The following is a 17,533-nucleotide window of genomic DNA, read 5'->3' on the forward strand; positions in this document are numbered from 1 at the left end:
CCTTGGCTTGTGGTTTTTGACCAATTGGTTTGACTTTTCCCATCTCGCCGCCTTAGCGTTTGGCATCCGTTCAGAATTGCCGCGAAGGGGAGAGCGCGCGTGCTGGATCAGCCAATTGCCCAGATAAAAAAACTGCGTGTCGAGTTTCAGACCAAGGATGGCCCCGTCGTGGGGGTCGAGGATGTTTCGTTCGAGGTCAACCCCGGCGAAACCGTTTGTATCGTTGGCGAATCGGGGTCGGGGAAATCGGTTTCGTCGCTGTCGCTGATGCGGCTGGTCGAATTTGGCGGGGGTGAAATCGCGGGCGGTGAGCTGCTGTTTGATCGCCGCGACGGGGCCGAGATGGACCTGTCCGAGGCCGACCAGGATTTGATGAAACAGATTCGCGGCAATGAGATCGGGATGATCTTTCAGGAGCCGATGACCGCACTGAACCCGGTATTCACGGTTGGCCGTCAATTGACCGAAGGTTTGCGCATCCACAAGGACATGTCCAAGACCCAGGCTGAGGAACGTGCGCTGGAACTGCTGCGACAGGTCCGCATCCCTGAACCAGAGCGTCGTTTGAAACAATATCCGCACGAGCTGTCGGGCGGTATGCGCCAGCGGGTTGTGATCGCCATGGCGATGGCATGCGAGCCTCGCCTGTTGATCGCGGATGAGCCCACGACCGCGCTGGATGTAACCATTCAGGCCGAGATTCTGGCGCTGATGGATCGTCTGAAGCGCGAAACCGGCACGGCGGTGATGTTCATCACTCATGACATGGCGGTGGTTGCGCAGATGGCCGACCGCGTGGTGGTTATGTTCCGCGGCAACAAAGTGGAAGAAGGCACCGTCAAGGAAATTTTCGAAAACCCGCAGCACGATTACACCAAGGCGTTGCTGGCGGCGGTGCCGAAGCTGGGTGAAATGCAGGGTAAGGCTGCGCCTGAACCGATGAAGCTGCTGGGTGCCGAAGGCCAGACCATCGCGCCGATTCCGGGCACCGAAGAGGTGCTGCTGACGGTCAAGAATCTGACCACGCGATTCGCGGTCAAAGGTGGCCTGCTGCGCCGGACGATCTCGAACGTTCATGCGGTCGAGGATGTCTCGTTCACGCTGAACCGAGGACAGACCCTCAGCCTTGTGGGCGAATCGGGGTGTGGCAAATCCTCGGCCGGGCGGTCGATCCTGCGGCTGGTCGAACCGATGCGGGGCGAGGTCAATCTGGATGGCGTCGACATCATGAAGCTGGACCAGAACGGGTTGCGCAAGGCGCGGCTGGACATGCAGATGATTTTTCAGGACCCGTTCGCCTCGCTCAACCCGCAGATGCAGCTGGTCGATCAGGTGGCCGAGCCGATGCGCAACTATGGCGTGGCGACGGGGTCCGAACTGCAGGACCGGGTGGCACAGCTGTTCGACAAGGTGCAACTGCCGCGCAGCTTCATGCGCCGTTTCCCGCATGAGATGTCGGGCGGTCAGCGCCAGCGTATCGCAATTGCCCGCGCTCTAGCGTTGAACCCCAAGCTGATCATCGCGGATGAGGCGGTCTCGGCCCTGGATGTGTCGGTGCAGGCGCAGGTGCTGAACCTGATGATGGAACTGCAATCCGAACTCAGCCTCAGCTATCTGTTCATCAGCCATGACATGGCTGTGGTCGAACGGGTCAGCCACCATGTGGGTGTGATGTATCTGGGCCGTATCGTCGAACTGGGTCCGCGTGCCCGCGTGTTCGAGAACCCGCAGCACCCCTATACTCAAGCGCTGATGAAGGCGGTTCCGATTGCGGACCCGAACAAGCGGAAGTCGGAAAAGGATTTGAATTTCAAACCCATACCGTCGCCAATTCATCCGATTGATTACACGCCTGAACCTTCCGAATACAATGAGGTCGAGCCGGGACATTTTATCCTGACCACCGACAGCGGGTACTGATCCGCATGGCACAGCGCTTGACGCCGCTTGAGATCATGACCAGGCTGATCTCATTCCCGACGGTAAGCCGCGACACCAACCTGCCACTGGTGGATTGGGTCGTAGCGTATCTGCGTGAACATGGGATTGAATCGCACCGCTGGCCCGACCCGGAGCAGCCGCATAAAGCGGCGATTTTCGCGCATGTGGGTCCGTGGGAAGAGGGGGCTGTAGTTCTGTCGGGTCACACGGATGTGGTGCCGGTGGATGGCCAGCCGTGGGATACCGACCCGTTCACGGTGACCGAGAAAGACGGGAAATACTTCGGGCGCGGCACCTGCGACATGAAAGGTTTCGACGCGCTGGCGATCTGGGCGCTGGTCGAGGCGCATCAGGCAGGCGTCAAGCGCCCGCTGCAATTGGCGCTCAGCTTTGATGAAGAGGTCGGTTGCACTGGTGCCCCGCCCATGATCGAGGCTATGAGCAAGATCCTCCCGAAAGGTTCGGCTGTGATTGTGGGTGAACCATCGGTCATGCAGGCCGTCACCGGGCATAAGGGTGGGTTTGGCTATGACACGCATGTGGTGGGGTTCGAAGTCCACAGTTCGATCATGCACACAGGCGTCAGCGCGATCATGGAAGCCGCGCCTCTGATCGACTGGGCCAATAAGCGCAATGCCGAGAGTATGGCGTCGCAACCGTCAGACATCGCAGCCGTTTTTGATCCACCCTGGACCACCTGCCATGTGGGAATGATCGAAGGCGGAACGGCGCATAATATCACTGCCAAAGATTGCCGCTTCATGATGGATTTTCGCACCGTGCCGGATGAAAGCAAGGCCAGCTGGCGCGACGCTTATTTCCATAAGGTCCGCGAAGTTGAAGCGCGCATGCAGTCGATTCACCCTGAGGCGCGGATCGAGATATCCGAGAACTTTTCGATCCCGGGATTGGTGCCCGAAACGGATGGAGAGGCCGAGGCCCTCGTGCGTGCCCTGACCGGCGACAACGCCAGCCATGTGGTAAGCTATGGCACCGAAGCGGGTCAGTTTCAGGAGGCGGGTTATTCTGCGGTGATTTGCGGCCCGGGTGACATCGCGCAGGCTCATCAGCCGAATGAGTTCATCTCGGTCGCGCAGTTCGAAGCGGGCCACGCGTTCATGCAGAGGTTGGTCGAAAAGCTGTCGACCTGACCCGCCAACCATGTGAAGGGAGACCAAAGATGCCGGTGAAGAACAGGCTTGCCGAGACCCATGGCGAGATCACCAAATGGCGCCGCCACCTGCATGCGAACCCAGAGCTGATGTATGATGTTCATCAGACGGCGGCCTTTGTGCAGGACCGGCTGAAGGAATTCGGCGTCGATGAGATCACCCCGGGCATCGGAAAAACAGGCGTGGTTGCGGTGATCAAGGGCCGCACCGATACCAAAGGCCGGGTCATCGGGCTGCGCGCCGACATGGACGCCCTGCCGATTGAGGAGGCGACGGGGCTGGACTATGCCTCGACCGTTTCGGGCAAGATGCATGCCTGCGGGCATGACGGCCATACCTCGATGCTGCTGGGCGCGGCGCAATATCTGGCCGAGACGCGGAATTTCGACGGCACCGTGGTGCTGATTTTTCAACCGGCCGAGGAAGGCGGGGCCGGGGGGCTGGCCATGTGTCAGGACGGGATGATGGACCGCTGGGGCATTCAGGAAGTCTATGGCATGCACAATATGCCCGGCCTTCCGGTAGGAGAGTTCGCGATTCGCCCTGGGGCACTGCTGGCCTCGTCCGATGAATTCGAGATCGTGGTTACCGGCAAGGGCGGCCATGCCGCCGCGCCGCATGAGGCGGTGGACACTACGCTGGTTGCCTCGCATATCGTGGTGGCCTTGCAATCGGTTGTGGCGCGCACGGTCGACCCGATCAAACGTGTGGTGCTGACCGTTGGGACGTTCGTGACCGACAGTGTCGCATCGAATGTGATTGCGCATACGGTTCGATTGCAAGGGACTGTTCGGACGTTGGACCCCGAATACCGAGCGATTGCCGAGGAACGGGTGCGGCGGATCGCCGAAGATACGGCCTCGGCCTTTGATGCGACGGCTGAAATGACGTGGACACCGGGCTATCCGGTGACGGTGAATTCCGAGACCGAAACCACCTATGCCGCCGAAGCGGCAGCGGCGGTGGCGGGCAGGGTCAATGACAGCACCGATCCGATCATGCCGTCGGAAGATTTTGCTTACATGCTTGAAGAACGGCCCGGAGCCTACATCTTTATCGGAAACGGGGACACGGCCATGTGCCATCACCCTGAATACAATTTCGACGATGACGCCATTCCCGCCGGGTGCAGCTGGTTTGCTGAACTGGTCGAACGGCGATTACCCGTCGCATAACAAATAGTGGAGGATCATATGCCAATTCGAAACCGGCTTGCGGAGCTGCATCAGGAAATCACCGATTGGCGTCGGGACATCCATGAGAACCCGGAAATCCTCTATGATACCCACCGCACCAGCGCGCTGGTTGCCGAAAAGCTGAAAGAGTTCGGCTGTGATGAGGTGGTGAGTGGCATCGGGCGCACCGGCGTGGTCGGGGTGATCAAGGGCAAGACCGACACCAAGGGCCGCGCCATCGGCTTGCGCGCGGATATGGACGCGCTGCCGATGCAAGAGCAGACCGGTCTGGACTACGCCTCGAAAACCGAGGGCGCGATGCATGCCTGTGGCCATGACGGGCACACCGCGATGGTTCTGGGTGCCGCAAAGTATCTGGCCGAGACCCGGAATTTCGATGGCACTGCCATCGTGATTTTCCAACCCGCCGAAGAAGGCGGAAATGGTGCCGAAGCCATGTGCAAGGATGGCATGATGGACCGGTTCGGCATTCAGGAAGTCTATGCCATGCACAATGTGCCGGGCGTGCCCACTGGTCAGTTCGCCATCCGCTCGGGGCCGTTGCTGGCAGCTGCGGATGAGTTCGATATCCATCTGGAGGGCCGTGGCGGTCACGCAGCCAAACCGCATGCGACCGTGGACACCACGGTGATGCTGTCTCAGCTGATCGTGGCCCTGCAGACGGTTGTTTCGCGCAATGCCGATCCGATCGAGCAGGGCGTTCTGTCTGTGACCTCGGTCGAGACTTCGTCGAAGGCGTTCAACGTCATTCCGCAATCGGCCCGTGTGCGCGGTACGGTGCGCACCCATTCCAACGCGATGCGCGCAATGATCGAGAAACGTTTGACCGAGATTGCCACGGGTATCGCTGCCACAATGGGGGGCACGGCCACGGTGACTTACAGCAAGGGCGTTCCGGTTACGATAAACGCCGAGGAACAGACGGGTTACGCCGAAGAGGCCGCGATTGCCGTGGGCGGCAGCTGCGGCGAGGCGCCGATGGTGATGGGGGGCGAGGATTTCTCGTTCATGCTGGAAGAACGTCCGGGCGCGTTTATCATTCTGGGCAACGGCGACAGCGCCGGGTTGCACCATCCCGAATACAATTTTAACGACGAGATCATTCCAATCGGATGCTCATGGTTTGCCGAAATGGTCGAGCGCCGGATGCCGGCGGCTTGAATTAGGAGAGAAAAGAGATGCCAGTCAAAAACCGCTTTGCCGAATTGCAGGAAGAAATCACCGCATGGCGACGGGATATTCACGAAAACCCGGAAATCCTGTTCGAAACCCATCGCACCAGCGCTCTGGTCGCGGACAAGCTGAAAGAATTTGGCTGTAACGAGGTTGTCACCGGCATAGGCCGCACCGGTGTTGTGGGCGTGATCAAGGGTAAGTCCGACAGCAAGGGTAAGGTCATCGGCCTGCGCGCGGATATGGACGCGCTGCCGATTCACGAGGCGACGGGGCTGGACTATGCCTCGAAAACCGATGGTGCGATGCATGCCTGTGGGCATGACGGGCATACGGCGATGTTGCTGGGGGCGGCGAAATACCTGTCCGAGACACGGAACTTCGATGGCACCGTTGTCGTGATCTTCCAGCCCGCCGAAGAGGGCGGCGGCGGGGGCCGCGAGATGTGCGAAGACGGCATGATGGACCGCTGGAACATTCAGGAGGTTTACGGAATGCACAACTGGCCCGGCAAGCCGGTTGGCAGTTTCTCGATCCGTCCGGGTTCGTTCTTTGCGGCCACGGATCAGTTCGATATCACTTTCGAAGGGCGCGGCGGGCACGCGGCGAAACCGCATGAGACCGTGGATACAACGGTACTGGCGGCGCAGGCAGTGTTGGCGTTGCAGACCATCGCCTCACGCAATGCGGACCCGATTGATCAGGTAGTTGTGTCCGTGACCTCGTTCGAGACCGCGTCCAAGGCGTTCAACGTGATCCCGCAGACGGTCCAGATCAAGGGCACCGTGCGCACCATGAGCAAGGACATGCGCGATCTGGCCGAAAAGCGGATCAATGAGATTTGCAACGGTATTGCCGCAACCTTTGGGGGCAAAGTGGATGTGACCTATATCCGCGGCTATCCGGTGATGGTGAACACCGACGAGCAGACCGCGTTTGCCGCCGATGTGGCGCGCTCTGTCTCAGGGGATTGTGAAGAGGCGCCTCTGGTCATGGGCGGCGAGGATTTCGCCTTCATGCTGGAAGAGCGTCCGGGGGCCTATATTCTGGTGGGCAATGGCGACACGGCCATGGTGCATCACCCGGAGTATAACTTTAACGACGAAGCCATTCCGGCTGGCTGCAGCTGGTGGGCCGAGATTGTTGAGCAGCGGATGCCTGCGGCTTGATTGTGCAAGTGGGGGCTCTGCCCCCCCCGGGATATTCTTAGCCAGATGAAGAAGGATCCCCTGCGGTCAGGTTGAGCTGGCTGCAGAGCGTTTCGATGACCGTGTTCAGGGCATTGGCCTGCGTGTTGACGCAGGAATTCGCAGCGTTTCTTGCGGTTTGCAGGGCGTCCGGGTCCGAGAGCCATTGGGCGACCGTCATTGACAGCTCGGCTGCGGTGTGGACCTGTGTCGCGCCGCCGGTTTCGATCAGCGGGGCGAAAGTTTCCGCAAAGTTGAAATATCCCGGGCCAGTGATGACAGCGGCACCTGCCTGTGCGGGTTCGAAAGGATTATGGCCTCCGATCTCTTTCAGCGAGCCGCCGAGGAAGACGATCGGGCAGAGCGCATACCAGGTGCCCAACTCGCCGAGCGTATCGGCCATGTAGATCTGTGTCTGAGGCGTGATTGGTTGATCGGCGCTGCGCAGGGCAAGGGTGAGGTCGTTGGCCGTGATTAACTGAGCGATCTCGGTGCGCCTCTCGGGGTGGCGCGGGATCAACAACAGCAGCAGGTCGGGCCAACGGTCGAGCAGGGTCTTATGCGCGGCCAGAACGGTTTCTTCTTCGCCCTGATGGGTGGAGCTGGCGATCCAGACCGGGCGGTTGCCGATCTGATCCCTGATCTGCGACAGGGCTGTGGAATCCACTGGCAGAGGGTCTGACATAGCCTTGAGGTTGGTGCCGGGCTGTACCCGTTCGGGTGGGGCGCCCATGGCGATCAGATTGGTGGCGGTCTTGTCGTTCTGGGTCAGGAACAGATCGAAGTGGCCAAGGATGAACCGGGCGGTCTTGGGCCGTTTTCTCCAACCAGAGACGGATTTCTCAGACAGGCGGGCGTTCAGCAGGGCAATCGGCGCGCCGCGTTTAGCCGTTTCGACGATCAGCCGAGGCCAGATTTCGCTTTCGACGAATATGGCTGCGTCGGGTTGCCAGTGGTCCAGAAACCGGCGCACCGGACCTGCGCTGTCAAGCGGGGGGTATTGGTGGCGCGTTCGCGGAGGCATGCGTTTGGCGATCAGTTCGGCGGATGTGGGTGTGCCCGAGGTGATGAGGAATTCAGTGCCGGGCAGACGTTCGGCCAACCGATTGATCAGGCTGAGGACAGACAGGCTTTCGCCGACGCTGGCTGCGTGAAACCAGATCAGGGGTCCATTCGGGCGGATCAGGCTGGCATGGCCTAAACGTTCTTGCTGGCGGGGCTCGGGGACGTTGGCGGCCTGCAATTTGGCACGCACTTTGCGCCAGATCAGCGGCCCGATAAGCGAGGTGAGACCGCAGTACAGTTTGTACAGCAGTGTTGGCTTTCCGAGGCGTCCGGACAAGTTAGCCGCCTGTATGGCTCATGTGGCGGCTCATCTGGCCGTCGACGGCCTGCCGGGAATAGTCGAAATCATGCCCCTTGGGCTTGAGATTGATCGCCGCGCGGATCGCATCTTCCAGCGGTTTTTCGGTATCGGGATGGTCGCGCAAGGGCGCGCGCAGATCTGCCATATCTTCTTGCCCGAGGCACATATAAAGCTCACCGGTGCAGGTCAGGCGCACGCGGTTGCAGCTTTCGCAGAAATTATGGGACAGGGGGGTGATGAAGCCGATTTTCTGGCCTGTTTCTTCCAGCCGCACATAGCGTGCCGGGCCGCCGGTGCGTTCGGCCAGATCGGTGACCGCATAGTGGTTTTCGTATTCCTTGCGCACGTCCTTCAGCGACCAGTATTGATCCAGACGATCCTCGTTGCCGATATCGCCCATGGGCATGACCTCGATCCAGGTCAGGTCCATGTCGCGTTCGGCGCACCATTCGGTGATGTGGGGTAGTTCCGGTTCGTTGAAACCCTTCAGCGCCACGGCGTTGATTTTGATCCGCAGCCCGGCCCTTTGCGCCGCGTCGATGCCGTTCAGCACCTGTTTCAGGCGGCCCCATCGGGTGACTTTCGCGAATTTGTCGTCGTCCAGCGTGTCCAGCGAGACATTCACCCGGCGCACGCCCGCCGCATACAGATCATCGGCAAAACGGTGCAGCTGCGATCCATTGGTGGTCAGTGTCAGCTCTTTCAGCGCGCCGCTGTCCAGATGACGCGTCATGCTGTTGAAGAATGACATGATGTTTCGGCGCACCAGAGGCTCCCCCCCGGTGATACGCAGCTTTTCGACGCCCATGTTCACGAAGGTTGTGCACATGCGGTCCAGCTCTTCCAGGGTCAGAAGGTCCTTTTTGGGAAGGAACTTCATATCCTCGGACATGCAATAGACGCAGCGGAAATCGCAGCGGTCCGTGACGGATACACGCAGATAAGTGATGGCGCGGGCAAATGGGTCGATAAGCGGAGCTGTCATGCAGGTATAGGTAAAGCGCAGGCCGCCCACCGGCAAGGGCGAACTGTGTTTTTGGCTGGCGCAGATGGGCGCAGCGCTCTAGGTATTTCAGTATGAGATATGTATTGTTTCTGGTTTGCTCTCTGGTCGCTGGTTGCGATGCGGTCCGGTCTACGACGGATCGTGTTTTCGGGGCCGCGCAAGCAGAGCCTGAGGTCGCACCTGCCGTTGCCGAACCCGTTGAAGAGGTCGCAACACCGGTGGTTGGCGCTGTTGGTTGGATCGGGGCCAAAAGAACGATTGCGGGTTTGGGTGATCCCAACACGCCGGGGCGTTGGCTGCAAACACCGCTGGTCGAGACCGAGATCAACGGGCGCATCGTGGTGCCTCGGACCGGGGCGCAGGCCTATGTGGCGCTTGTCCCTGCACCCGGACCAGAGGGTGGCGGCAGCCGTTTGTCGCTTGAGGCGATGCGGGCCCTGCTGATCCCGTTCGATGAGTTGGTCGAACTGGACGTTTATTCAGACTGAAGGTATTTTCCGGCCTCTTTGCGGGCGAAGGGTTTCATCGCCGCACCGTGTTGGGCAAGGAAATCAACCACGCGATCGGGATCGTGTTTGGAAAGCTCGCGCAGCCACCAAGCGACGGCCTTCTGGATGAACCAGTCCCTGTCAGGGACATATCCCGCGGCCCAGCCGAGCACGCGGTCCCGGCACGCCAGTTCTTCGGGCTTCGGATGGTTCTGTTTGGTCCAGGGCAGGGTGGAAACCAGCGCAGCGCGCCGAGACCACATGTGATCGGACCGGGTCCAGAGCTCAACCTGATCCAGTCGTGAGGGATCAGCCATCAGCCGTTTCTGTATCGCCATGCAGGCGTGATCCGCGATGGCCCAGGCATCGAAATCGGGCAGCCAGCTTTGCAGCAGGTCCCAGACGGCATCGTCAGGGCGTATCCGCGCCTGCGTCAGCAGTTTTGCGGCGGCCACGCGGGCTTCGTGTATGTTGGTCTGCCAGAGGGCCGAGGCCAGATCGACCCGTGCAGGCACATCCAGTTCTCGCCGCCAATCTTTGGTCAGATCATTCAGGATCGGGTTTGCGACACCCAGATAAAGGCGATCGACCTTATGATAGGCCGCCACCTGTTCGGCCCGTGCCGGATCGGCGTGGGCCTTGATCTGATCCAGATGGGTATTCAGCAGAGCATCGCTCATTCGACGGTTACGGATTTTGCCAGATTGCGCGGCTGGTCCACATCCGTCCCCTTGGCGACGGCCGTGTGATAGGCCAGCAGTTGCGCAGGGACCGAATAGAGGATCGGCGTGAGGCTGGGGTGAACATGCGGCATACGGATCGTGCTCCAGGCTTCGTCCCCGGCCTCGGCAATGCCGTCATCGTCAGAGACAAGGATGACCTTGCCTTTGCGCGCCATCACTTCTTGCATGTTCGATACGGTCTTATCGAACACCGTGTCGCGCGGGGCCATAACCACCACCGGCATGTGCTTGTCGATCAGGGCGATGGGGCCGTGCTTCAGCTCACCCGAAGCATAACCTTCGGCGTGGATATAGCTGATTTCCTTCAGTTTCAGCGCGCCTTCCATGGCCAGCGGATACATCAGGCCGCGACCCAGAAACAGAACGTCGCGCGCCTCGGATAGGCGCTGGGCCGACTTGCGGATGGCGCGGCCTTGGTCCAGTGCGGTGTTCAGGACCGACGGTAACCCGCGCAGCGCGGCGGCGTGATCCGCCAGTTCTTCGACGCTCAGCGTGCCCCGGTCCGCCGCAGCCTTGAGCGCCAGCATCAGCAGCACGCTGAGCTGACAGGTGAAGGCTTTGGTCGATGCCACTCCGATCTCGACCCCGGCATGGATCGGCAGGGCGATATCGCTTTCCCGCGCGATCGAGCTTTCGGGAACGTTAACGACCGAAGCAATCTTGTCCGCCTTGCCCTCGCAATAGCGCAGTGCCGCGAGCGTATCAGCGGTTTCGCCCGATTGGCTGACAAACAGCGCCAGCGTCCTGTCGGTGATCGGAGGTTCGCGATAGCGGAACTCGCTGGCAATATCGACCTCGACAGGCATTTTGGCCAGTTGCTCGAACCAGTATTTGGCGGTCAGGCAGGCGTAGAAGGCGGTGCCACAGGCGACCATGGTCAGCCGGTCAAGCTTGGTGAAGTCCAGATCTTCGGGCAGAACGATCTGATCGCTGCCGGTGGGCAGGTACGAGCGAATGGCTTCAGCCACCACCACAGGCTGCTCGGCGATTTCCTTGGCCATGTAATGCTTGTGCCCGGCCTTGTCCGTACGGGACTGATCCAGCTTGATCCGGCGCATCTCGCGATTGGCTATCTCACCAGCCTCATTGCGGATCTCAAGCGAGGTGCGGGTCAGAACCGCCCGGTCGCCTTCTTCCAGATAGGTGATCCGATCGGTCAGTGGCGCCAGCGCGATGGCGTCCGAGCCCACATACATCTCACCATCGCCATGACCGATGGCCAGGGGCGACCCCTTTCGTGCGGCGATGATCAGGTCGTCCTGCCCATGGAACAGGAAGGCGAGCGCAAAGGCGCCCTCAAGCCGATCAATGGTCTTATAGGCTGCGTCGACCGGTGCCAGACCTTGCGACATATAAAGCTCGGTCATCAGGGCAACGGTTTCCGTATCGGTTTCGGTCTCGAATCCGATGCCGTGATCGGCCAGTTCAGCGCGCAGTTCGCGATAGTTCTCGACGATGCCATTGTGCACCACGGCGACCGGCCCGGCCTTGTGGGGGTGGGCGTTGCTGACCGACGGCGCGCCATGGGTGGCCCAGCGGGTGTGGCCGATGCCGGACTTGCCGGGCAGCGGATCGTGCACCAACAGGTCGCTGAGGTTGACCAGCTTGCCGACCGCCCTGCGGCGGCCAAGAACACCGGCATTGACCGTCGCGATCCCGGCGCTGTCATAGCCGCGATATTCCAGCCGTTTCAGCGCCTCGACCAGAATGGGCGCGGCCTCGTGGCTGCCCAGAACACCAATAATTCCACACATAACTCAGGCTCCCTTGTCGCGGCGCGCCTTTTTCGCCTTCAACATTTCAAACAATTTTCGCGCATAGCCGGGCTTGTTGTCCTGCTTGGCGCGCGCCACGGCCAGAGCATCCGGTTCAACATCCTTGGTCACCACGGTCCCGGTTGCGGTCATCGCGCCATCGCCCACAGATACCGGAGCGACCAGCATCGTGTTGGACCCGATGAACACGTTCTCGCCAATCGTGGTCTTGTGTTTCATCACGCCGTCATAGTTGCAGGTGATGGTACCGGCGCCGATATTCGTGGCGGCCCCGACAGAGGCATCACCGATATAGCTGAGGTGGTTGACCTTCGCGCCCTCGGCAATCTCGGCATTCTTGATTTCGACGAAATTGCCGATGCGGGTGTTTTCTGCCAGCTCGGTTCCCGGGCGCAGACGCGCATAGGGGCCAACGGTGGCGCCCCGGCTGACATGGCAGCCTTCCAGATGCGAAAAGGCACGGATTGTGGCGCCGCTTTCGACGGTCACACCCGGTCCGAATACCACGTTCGGCTCGATGACCGTATCGCGCCCGATGATGGTATCTGCGGCCAGATAGACCGTCTCGGGCGCCATCAGGGTGACCCCAAGTTCCAGCAGTTCGTTCCGCACCCGTGCCTGAAAAATCGCATCCGCCGCCGCAAGATCGGCCCGCGAGTTCACGCCCAGCGTCTGCGCCTCATCACAAGCGACGGCAGTGACGCGCAGGCCGCGGGTGCGGGCGATCTCGACCACATCGGTCAGATAGTATTCGCCCGAGGCGTTGTCGTTGCCGACCGCATCGATAAGCGAGAACAACGTTTGCGCATTGCACGCCATAAGACCGGAGTTACAGAAGGTTATGGCGCGTTCCTGATCCGACGCATCCTTGAATTCGACGATCCGCTCCAGTGCTTCTCCGTTCATCACCAGACGGCCATAGCGTGCGGGATCGGTAGCCTTGAAGCCGAGGATGACCAGATCGTTCTCAGCCCGTGCTGCGATCATACGTTCCAGCGTGTCGGGCTGCAGGAACGGTGTGTCGCCGAACAGCACGACTGCATCACCCTCGAACCCGGTCAGCGCATCGCGGGCCTGGGCGACGGCGTGTGCAGTTCCGAGCTGCTCTTCCTGTACAACGATCCGGGTTGCTTCGTCTTCGGCCTGCGCAACTTTCGAGACGGCCTCGGCCCCGTGGCCCGCGACGATCACGGTGTGGGCAGGGGACAGGGCAGATCCGGCGCGCATGGCGTGAACCAGCATCGGCACCTGCGCGATAGGGTGCAGCACTTTGGGCAGGTCAGAGTTCATTCTTGTGCCTTTCCCGGCAGCAAGAATGACAAGGGCGGTGGTCATGAAATCGTTTTCTCTTTGTGTTTTGTTGCGCCCCGTTTTATCCGCTGAGGTCAAAGGCGCAAGCGGTTGAGCCATCAAACAAGATTGCCGTTTGCAACATGGGACGGCGGAAAACCGCTGAGGCAGGAGGCGACATGCGTACAGTGATCTTCGATCTGGACGGGACTTTGGCGGATACGTCCGGCGATCTGCTGGCGGCGGCCAACCATTGTTTCCGGCAGATGGGGCATGGAGATGTGTTGGTTCACGATCAGGATGCCGGGGTCGCCTTGCGCGGTGGGCGGATGATGCTGACCCACGGTCTGAAACGCGTGGGCGCCTATGCCGAGGACACGGTTCTGGCCTATTATCCGGTTCTGCTGGAGGCTTACGCCGAAGCGATTGATACGCATACCCGGTTCTATCCCGGTGCGCTGGATGCGGTGGAGCGCCTTGCGCAAGATGGCTATGGGGTAGGCATCTGCACCAATAAGCCCGAGGGGTTGGCAAATTTGTTGCTGACCCGATTGGGCGTGCGTGACAAATTCGCTTCGTTGGTAGGCGCGGACACATTGCCCGTGCGCAAACCTGACCCGGAACCGCTGCGTGAGGCGGCGCGGCGTGCAGGGGGGCATCCGGATCATTGCGTTCTGATCGGTGATTCCGATACCGACCGGAATACCGCGCGGGCTGCCGGTGTACCTTCGGTTCTGGTCACATTCGGGCCCTCGGGTGACGATATGGCCGCGCTGGAGCCCGAGGCGTTGCTGCATCACTTTGACGATTTGCCGAAAATGGTCTCGGATTTGATCGGAGCGGCGGCCTGATCTCTTGACCCTTGCCCGTTCCGGCCCCAGAACGAATCCATGACCGAGACATTCACTGGCAGTTTCACCCAACAGGAACCCATTCCCGAAGAGGCGATCGAGGCCGCATTGGCCGTGATGCGCCACGGGCGCCTGCATCGCTATAACGTCGCACCCGACGAGCTTGGCGAGACCGCTTTGCTGGAGCAGGAATTTGCCGCTCAGATGGGGGCGAAATTCTGCCTGGCGGTGTCGTCGGGGGGGTATGCGCTGGCGACTGCGCTGCGGGCGGTCGGGGTCGGGCCGGGCGATCCGGTTCTGACCAACGCGTTCACGCTGGCTCCGGTCCCCGGGGCGATTGCTTCGGTCGGGGCGAAGCCGGTCTTTGTTGGCGTGACCGAGGCGCTGACCATCGATCTGAATGATCTTCAAGCCAAACTGGGGCAGGCAAAGGTCCTGATGCTCAGCCATATGCGCGGGCATCTGTGTGACATGGATCGACTGATGCAGATGTGCGACGCGGCGGGTGTGATCGTGATCGAGGATTGCGCGCATACGATGGGCGCGGCCTGGCGGGGGCAGCTTTCGGGGCGTCAGGGGGCTGTGGGGTGTTACTCATGTCAGACCTATAAGCATGTGAATTCCGGTGAGGGTGGGCTGCTGGTCACGGATGACCCGGAACTGGCGGCGAAGGCGACTATGCTATCCGGGTCGTATATGCTGTATGAACGCCATCTTGCAGCGCCGGAACCGCAGGTGTTCGAGCAGATCAAATACACTACGCCCAATGTTTCGGGTCGTATGGACAACCTGCGCGCGGCAATCCTGAGACCACAATTGCGGGATCTGGACCGGCAGGTCGCGCGCTGGAACGAACGCTATGACGAGATCGAGCGCGGATTGCGAGAAACGCCGGGTCTGACGGTGGTAGAGCGTCCGGCTGAGGAAACCTATGTCGGGTCTTCGATCCAGTTTCTGTTGTTGGATTGGACGCCGGAGCGTATTGCCGAGGTGATCCGCCGCTGCGCCGCGCGCGGGGTCGAGTTGAAGTGGTTTGGTGGGGCAGAGCCTTCGGGTTTCACCTCGCGCTATGACAGCTGGCGCTATGCGGACAGTGTGCCGATGCCAGAAAGTGACCGGATTCTGGCCGGGATCATGGATATGCGCGTTCCGCTGACGTTTTCGCTGGAGGATTGCCGCCTGATCGCGCGGATCATCCGAGCCGAGGTGAGCGCGGTCCATCAGTCGTAACCCAGCGGAGTGCGCTTTCAGCGTACGCTCGATTCTTTGGAAAACGCCGCCCCATGCAGGGCGGCGTTTTGCGTTGCCCACACGCATCGTTGACCGGAGGCGGAATCGCTGCTATCTGCTTATTGAACACTTGTTCATTAACGCGGTTGGAGGAGCCCTGCATGTTTATGGCCACAATGCAATTTGATCTGGGCGAGGACGTGAACGCCCTGCGTGAAATGGTGCATCGCTGGGCACAGGAGCGCGTGAAGCCGATGGCGGCGGAGGTCGACAAGTCCAACGCCTTCCCAAACGAGCTGTGGAAAGAGATGGGAGAGCTTGGCCTGCTGGGTGTCACCGTGCCTGAAGAGTATGGCGGTGCGGGGATGTCCTATCTGGCGCACACCATCGCCGTGGAAGAGGTGGCGCGGGCCTCGGCCTCGGTATCGCTGTCTTATGGGGCGCATTCGAATCTGTGTGTGAACCAGATCAAGCTGAACGGCACGGATGAGCAGAAGCAGAAGTATTTGCCGCGGCTGATCTCGGGCGATCATGTGGGGGCGCTGGCCATGTCCGAGCCCTCGGCCGGTTCGGATGTGGTGTCGATGAAGCTGCGCGCTGAAAAGCGCAATGATCATTACCGGCTGAACGGGAACAAATACTGGATCACCAACGGGCCAGACGCGGATACTCTGGTCGTTTACGCCAAGACCGACCCGGAGGCGGGGTCGAAGGGCATCACCGCCTTTCTGATCGAGAAAGAGATGAAGGGTTTTTCCACATCGCCCCATTTCGACAAGCTTGGGATGCGGGGATCGAACACGGCCGAACTGATCTTTGAAGATGTCGAAGTGCCGTTTGAAAACGTGCTGGGCGAAGAGGGGCGGGGTGTCGCCGTTCTGATGTCAGGGCTGGATTATGAGCGGGTGGTTCTGGCCGGGATCGGCACCGGCATCATGGCCGCCTGTCTGGACGAGGTCATGCCCTATCTGGCCGAGCGCAAGCAGTTCGGCAAACCCATCGGGTCGTTCCAACTGATGCAGGGCAAGATCGCGGACATGTACACCGCGATGAACTCGGCCCGGGCTTATGTCTATGAGGTTGCCAAGGCGTGTGACCGGGGGGATGTGACGCGGCAGGATGCGGCGGCGTGTTGTCTTTATGCGTCCGAGCAGGCGATGGTGCAGGCGCATCAGGCTGTGCAGGCGCTGGGCGGGGCCGGGTTCCTGTCGGATTCTCCGGTCAGCCGCATCTTCCGCGATGCCAAGTTGATGGAGATCGGTGCGGGCACCAGTGAAATTCGCCGGATGCTGATCGGTCGGGAAATGATGAACGAAATGCTGTGAAGGAAAACGCCCCGCGATTCAACGAACTGCGGGGCATCTTTCAAAGGATCAGAACTGATGCACGTAGGACAGGCCAACCAGGAACGGATCGACTTCGGCGGTGCCGATTTTGGTGCCGTTCACCGAGACATCCGCGTCGATATCGAACCAGCGCACGTTCAGACGCACGGCCCCTTTTTCGGTAATCTGATAGTCAAGCCCCGCTTGCAGCGAAACACCGAAGGAATCGTCGACTTTCAGGCCGTCGATCGGAGAATCTTCGTCGAAGAAGATGGTATAGTTCAGACCCGCGCCAACATAGGGTTTCCAGGCGCTGTTGGTGGGGAAGTGATAGTTCAGCGACAAGGTCGGCGGCAGTTGCTTGACGCTGCCCGCGTCAAAGCTGCCAGCGAGGGTAATATCGTGCTTGAACGGTGTCGAGGCCAGCAATTCGATACCCAGATTGTCGCGCACGAAATACTCGGCGGTGAAGATCGGGCGGGTGCTCGAGCCGATACTGGCGCTCGCGCCATCCAGCGTGCCGTTGTCGGATTTAGGATCGACATAGCCAACACCGATGCCAAGCGTCCAATCGCCCTGCGTTTGAGCAACGGCCGGCGCTGCAAGTGCAACAAGGGCGGTAGACAGGGTCAAAGCGGCGAGTTTTCTGGTCATATTCATGCCTTTGGTTCTGTTAATGCCACAGTTTTGAACCGGGAAGAATTCAAGGACTCTGATCTGTATCAAATCTCGGGCCTGTCAATTGGTTCAGGTGGTGATGCAAAGCCCCGTAAAACAAGGGAAAACCAGC

Annotated in this window: 15 protein-coding genes; 9 read left to right on the forward strand and 6 right to left on the reverse strand. The window is 60.3% G+C overall.

Annotated features, from left to right (window positions below; all coding sequences use genetic code 11):
- Positions 1-99: 99 nt before the first annotated feature.
- Genes ACR0K9_RS07235 through ACR0K9_RS07255 form a run of 5 tightly spaced genes read left to right on the forward strand, consistent with a single transcriptional unit; the run spans position 100 to position 6,651 of the window.
- On the forward strand, positions 100-1,920 hold the full coding sequence (locus ACR0K9_RS07235) for an ABC transporter ATP-binding protein (RefSeq protein WP_480821903.1): 1,821 nt from the start codon (positions 100-102) through the stop codon (positions 1,918-1,920).
- A 5-nt stretch (positions 1,921-1,925) separates the two neighbouring features.
- Positions 1,926-3,092 (forward strand): acetylornithine deacetylase, encoded by a 1,167-nt coding sequence (argE, locus tag ACR0K9_RS07240; RefSeq protein ID WP_480821905.1) that lies wholly within the window; start codon positions 1,926-1,928, stop codon positions 3,090-3,092.
- A gap of 29 nt (positions 3,093-3,121) precedes the next feature.
- Complete coding sequence (locus tag ACR0K9_RS07245; protein ID WP_480821907.1) at positions 3,122-4,288, forward strand: M20 aminoacylase family protein; 1,167 nt, start codon at positions 3,122-3,124, stop codon at positions 4,286-4,288.
- A gap of 18 nt (positions 4,289-4,306) precedes the next feature.
- Positions 4,307-5,470: a M20 aminoacylase family protein gene (locus ACR0K9_RS07250; RefSeq protein WP_480821909.1), complete on the forward strand. Its 1,164-nt coding sequence runs from the start codon at positions 4,307-4,309 to the stop codon at positions 5,468-5,470.
- Positions 5,471-5,487: 17 nt separating this feature from the next.
- Positions 5,488-6,651, forward strand: coding sequence for a M20 aminoacylase family protein (locus ACR0K9_RS07255; protein WP_480821911.1), 1,164 nt, complete (start codon positions 5,488-5,490; stop codon positions 6,649-6,651).
- Between the two features lie 37 nt (positions 6,652-6,688).
- Here ACR0K9_RS07255 and ACR0K9_RS07260 read toward each other — a convergent pair whose 3' ends face one another.
- Positions 6,689-8,011, reverse strand: a complete 1,323-nt coding sequence (locus ACR0K9_RS07260; RefSeq protein WP_480821913.1) for a 3-deoxy-D-manno-octulosonic acid transferase — start codon at positions 8,009-8,011, stop codon at positions 6,689-6,691.
- Between the two features lies 1 nt (position 8,012).
- The gene (gene moaA / locus ACR0K9_RS07265) at positions 8,013-9,020 is read right to left on the reverse strand and encodes a GTP 3',8-cyclase MoaA (RefSeq protein WP_480821915.1); all 1,008 of its coding nucleotides are present in this window, start codon (positions 9,018-9,020) and stop codon (positions 8,013-8,015) included.
- Positions 9,021-9,112: 92 nt separating this feature from the next.
- On the opposite strand from moaA, the gene ACR0K9_RS07270 reads away from it, so the two are divergent.
- Positions 9,113-9,529 (forward strand): hypothetical protein, encoded by a 417-nt coding sequence (locus tag ACR0K9_RS07270; RefSeq protein WP_480821917.1) that lies wholly within the window; start codon positions 9,113-9,115, stop codon positions 9,527-9,529.
- Here the strand turns inward: ACR0K9_RS07270 and ACR0K9_RS07275 are convergent.
- Genes ACR0K9_RS07275 through glmU form a run of 3 tightly spaced genes read right to left on the reverse strand, consistent with a single transcriptional unit; the run spans position 9,517 to position 13,382 of the window.
- On the reverse strand, positions 9,517-10,209 hold the full coding sequence (locus ACR0K9_RS07275) for a DNA alkylation repair protein (RefSeq protein WP_480821919.1): 693 nt from the start codon (positions 10,207-10,209) through the stop codon (positions 9,517-9,519). The two genes, ACR0K9_RS07270 and ACR0K9_RS07275, sit on opposite strands and share 13 nt — an antisense overlap.
- Positions 10,206-12,026: a glutamine--fructose-6-phosphate transaminase (isomerizing) gene (gene glmS / locus ACR0K9_RS07280; protein WP_480821921.1), complete on the reverse strand. Its 1,821-nt coding sequence runs from the start codon at positions 12,024-12,026 to the stop codon at positions 10,206-10,208. The genes ACR0K9_RS07275 and glmS overlap by 4 nt, the downstream gene beginning before the upstream one ends.
- A gap of 3 nt (positions 12,027-12,029) precedes the next feature.
- Positions 12,030-13,382 (reverse strand): bifunctional UDP-N-acetylglucosamine diphosphorylase/glucosamine-1-phosphate N-acetyltransferase GlmU, encoded by a 1,353-nt coding sequence (glmU, locus tag ACR0K9_RS07285; protein WP_480821923.1) that lies wholly within the window; start codon positions 13,380-13,382, stop codon positions 12,030-12,032.
- 134 nt (positions 13,383-13,516) lie between these two features.
- On the opposite strand from glmU, the gene ACR0K9_RS07290 reads away from it, so the two are divergent.
- The 3 genes from ACR0K9_RS07290 to ACR0K9_RS07300 all read left to right on the forward strand — a co-directional run bounded on the left by ACR0K9_RS07290 (position 13,517) and on the right by ACR0K9_RS07300 (position 16,743).
- Positions 13,517-14,188 carry an HAD-IA family hydrolase gene (locus ACR0K9_RS07290; RefSeq protein WP_480821925.1) on the forward strand — a complete coding sequence of 224 codons (672 nt, stop codon included), beginning with the start codon at positions 13,517-13,519 and terminating at the stop codon, positions 14,186-14,188.
- Between the two features lie 39 nt (positions 14,189-14,227).
- Positions 14,228-15,418, forward strand: a complete 1,191-nt coding sequence (locus ACR0K9_RS07295; RefSeq protein ID WP_480821927.1) for a DegT/DnrJ/EryC1/StrS family aminotransferase — start codon at positions 14,228-14,230, stop codon at positions 15,416-15,418.
- 161 nt (positions 15,419-15,579) lie between these two features.
- On the forward strand, positions 15,580-16,743 hold the full coding sequence (locus ACR0K9_RS07300; protein WP_480529919.1) for an isovaleryl-CoA dehydrogenase: 1,164 nt from the start codon (positions 15,580-15,582) through the stop codon (positions 16,741-16,743).
- 48 nt (positions 16,744-16,791) lie between these two features.
- On the opposite strand, the gene ACR0K9_RS07305 is transcribed toward ACR0K9_RS07300, so the two are convergent.
- Positions 16,792-17,397, reverse strand: a complete 606-nt coding sequence (locus ACR0K9_RS07305) for an OmpW/AlkL family protein (RefSeq protein WP_480821929.1) — start codon at positions 17,395-17,397, stop codon at positions 16,792-16,794.
- Positions 17,398-17,533 lie beyond the last annotated feature (136 nt).

The organism is Ruegeria sp. L12 (assembly GCF_056531745.1).

Coding starts and splice junctions, on each gene's coding strand:
- argE (WP_480821905.1), top strand. CDS start 1,926: ATGGCACAGCGCTTGACGCCGCTTGAGATCATGACCAGGCTGATCTCA.
- ACR0K9_RS07245 (WP_480821907.1), top strand. CDS start 3,122: ATGCCGGTGAAGAACAGGCTTGCCGAGACCCATGGCGAGATCACCAAA.
- ACR0K9_RS07250 (WP_480821909.1), top strand. CDS start 4,307: ATGCCAATTCGAAACCGGCTTGCGGAGCTGCATCAGGAAATCACCGAT.
- ACR0K9_RS07255 (WP_480821911.1), top strand. CDS start 5,488: ATGCCAGTCAAAAACCGCTTTGCCGAATTGCAGGAAGAAATCACCGCA.
- moaA (WP_480821915.1), bottom strand. CDS start 9,020: ATGACAGCTCCGCTTATCGACCCATTTGCCCGCGCCATCACTTATCTG.
- ACR0K9_RS07270 (WP_480821917.1), top strand. CDS start 9,113: ATGAGATATGTATTGTTTCTGGTTTGCTCTCTGGTCGCTGGTTGCGAT.
- ACR0K9_RS07275 (WP_480821919.1), bottom strand. CDS start 10,209: ATGAGCGATGCTCTGCTGAATACCCATCTGGATCAGATCAAGGCCCAC.
- glmS (WP_480821921.1), bottom strand. CDS start 12,026: ATGTGTGGAATTATTGGTGTTCTGGGCAGCCACGAGGCCGCGCCCATT.
- glmU (WP_480821923.1), bottom strand. CDS start 13,382: ATGACCACCGCCCTTGTCATTCTTGCTGCCGGGAAAGGCACAAGAATG.
- ACR0K9_RS07290 (WP_480821925.1), top strand. CDS start 13,517: ATGCGTACAGTGATCTTCGATCTGGACGGGACTTTGGCGGATACGTCC.
- ACR0K9_RS07295 (WP_480821927.1), top strand. CDS start 14,228: ATGACCGAGACATTCACTGGCAGTTTCACCCAACAGGAACCCATTCCC.
- ACR0K9_RS07300 (WP_480529919.1), top strand. CDS start 15,580: ATGTTTATGGCCACAATGCAATTTGATCTGGGCGAGGACGTGAACGCC.
- ACR0K9_RS07305 (WP_480821929.1), bottom strand. CDS start 17,397: ATGACCAGAAAACTCGCCGCTTTGACCCTGTCTACCGCCCTTGTTGCA.